The organism is Polycladidibacter hongkongensis, from assembly GCF_001561995.1.
Lineage (GTDB): Bacteria > Pseudomonadota > Alphaproteobacteria > Rhizobiales > Stappiaceae > Pseudovibrio > Pseudovibrio hongkongensis.
Genome location: NZ_LLWC01000002.1, coordinates 1 through 2288 on the forward strand (window position 1 = coordinate 1; position 2288 = coordinate 2288).

The window sequence follows — 2288 nt, forward strand, 5'->3', positions numbered from 1 at the left end:
GCGACGATCAGCTAGAAGGCGGTGAAGGTAAGGACACCCTTCGTGGTTACCATGGTGAGGATACCCTTATCGGCGGACTTGGAGATGATCGCCTGGAAGGACAAGGGGGATCGGATGTCTATGTCTACAAATCCGGTGATGGAAATGACACGATCCTTGATGTCCAGTACTCATACCGTGATGTCGACACCTTGCATCTGCTGGATCTCACGCAGGACCAAGTCCAACTGTCACGAGCTAACGAGAACCTGTATGTCAAGGATCTGGGCACCGGCCACGTGGTTACTGTACTCAACCAGTTCAGCAGCAAATCATCCGACCACACCATCGAAAAGCTGCAGTTCGCAGATGGAACAATCCTGTTCCGTTCCGACTTGCTTGATGTTGAATCAATTTTTGAAGGTGGTCTATCGGCTGATCTCTTCGAGGGTGGAGATGAAGACAACACTGTAAAAGGTGGTAAAGGCGAAGACGAACTTTACGGCGGCGCCGGTAACGACACAATTTCAGGAGGAGAGGATAACGACAAACTGTACGGTGAAGCCGGAAATGATACCCTAGAGGGTGGCATTGGCGATGACACTCTCGAAGGAGGGAGCGGCGCTGATACTATTGAAGGTGACCAAGGTAAGGATGTCTTGAGTGGTGACAGTGGCGATGATACCTTCGTCTTTGCCGATCAAAACTTCGGTACTGATAAGATCACCGATTTTACGGCGGGTGAACGTAGTGAAGATGTCATCGAGTTTGCCTCCGGTATCTTCGCGGATTATGCGGCTGTGATTAGCGCCAGCGAGCAACAAGGCAGCGACACGATCATTCGCTATGATGAAGACAACACCATCTTGCTGCAGGACGTTTCCTTGAGTGACCTCCATCAGGACGATTTCCGCTTCGTCTAATTTACACCAAAAACCCGGGCAGATATTCTGCTCGGGTTGTAATTGAGGGCCGTTTTAAGATTCGAATACGATCAACCCATCTATACACATATGGACAATTAGATACGATGAATTTCACCAACACCAATAAAGAAGATAAATTCATGTAAAAATTATAGGTTGTTTTTATTTTTTACTTTCCACTGAAATCTCCATCTACAAAAACCCAACAAAATGATAAATATAAAAATATTTCTTACACTTTTTTCACTTTTTATATTTCTATTTTTTTGCCCATTTGCGTTCTCTATATTCAACAACAATATAAAGCTGATTAACTTCTCTAATCAACTTGAATTAGTTGAAAGACTGTTAGGGAGTAACGCAAAAATTATTGCCAGGGGACGCCAAATATACGTTTCTGGTAATGATGAAGCATGTTCTTACAGAGCAACAAGAGTTTATAGATTTTTTAATAATGATACATCTGAGTTAGAAAAAAAAATAAAAAGCACAAAATTTAGACCTGCAATTAACAGCAGTAAGAAGAAAGATGTCGATTTATATTTATCGATCACACCATTGAGTGTGATAGTGACAATTGACGATGGCCCATATTCAGCCGGATTTGATATTAGGTGTTGGTAAGAATGTAGTGACCCAGTGAGTTCCTGCTCATGCTACAGTGAGGAAAATGGTAGCGATGAGTGAGACATTGGAAGACGGTTTCAAGCGTTGGACAGCGAAGCGCAAATCGGCGCTTGTTATTGAGATCCTGCAGGGCAAGACGACGGTGGCCGAGGCTAGCCGTTCTTACGACCTGTCCCCTTCAGAGATTGAAGGTTGGGTAGAGGATGCGCGCAAAGGCATGGAGAATGCTCTGCGTACCAATCCTTTGGATGTGCGTCAGCAGTACGAGAAGAAACTTCGAGATCTGCAAGAAGCCTATGGAGAGGCCATGTTGGAGCTGCGGGCGCGAAAAAAGCTCCAGGCCTTGCTGGACATGGAGGACGACAAATGATCCGCAGTGTTCAGCAAGGCCTTCTGGATGATGGTGTCACGGTTCCAGTGACGAAGTTGTGCTCCTGGTTCGACGTTCCGCGGCGCACCATGTATTACAAGCCAACCAAGTCCAAACCCAAGATCAATCCAGTATTCCGTGATCCCATTAAGGCATTGATAGAGCGGGAACCTTCCTTTGGCTACCGGACGGTGGCGCACCTTCTGGGGTTCAATAAGAACACCGTTCAACGGATATTCCAGCTCAAGGGCTGGCAGGTGCGCAAACGGTCCGTCGGAGCAAGGCCGAGAGTTGAAGCGCTTCCTTCCATTGCGCAGGCTCCCAATGAGCGATGGTCGACAGATCTATGCCGTGTTTGGGCCGGACGCGATGGCTGGGCCACTCTG

Annotated in this window: 2 protein-coding genes and 1 pseudogene; all 3 read left to right on the forward strand. The window is 46.9% G+C overall.

What is annotated here, in order from left to right; translation table 11 throughout:
• On the forward strand, positions 1-902 hold a 902-nt coding region (locus tag AYK82_RS00015; protein ID WP_279626400.1), incomplete at its 5' end, for a calcium-binding protein.
• 682 nt (positions 903-1584) lie between these two features.
• The gene (locus AYK82_RS00020; protein WP_068310043.1) at positions 1585-1902 is read left to right on the forward strand and encodes a transposase; all 318 of its coding nucleotides are present in this window, start codon (positions 1585-1587) and stop codon (positions 1900-1902) included.
• Positions 1899-2288 (forward strand): annotated as a pseudogene (locus AYK82_RS00025) (hypothetical protein); the annotation flags it as partial. The gene AYK82_RS00020 and the pseudogene AYK82_RS00025, both read left to right, overlap by 4 nt.

Bases quoted from the DNA above. Each gene is read 5' to 3' on its own strand.
- AYK82_RS00020 (WP_068310043.1), top strand. From the start codon at position 1,585: ATGAGTGAGACATTGGAAGACGGTTTCAAGCGTTGGACAGCGAAGCGC.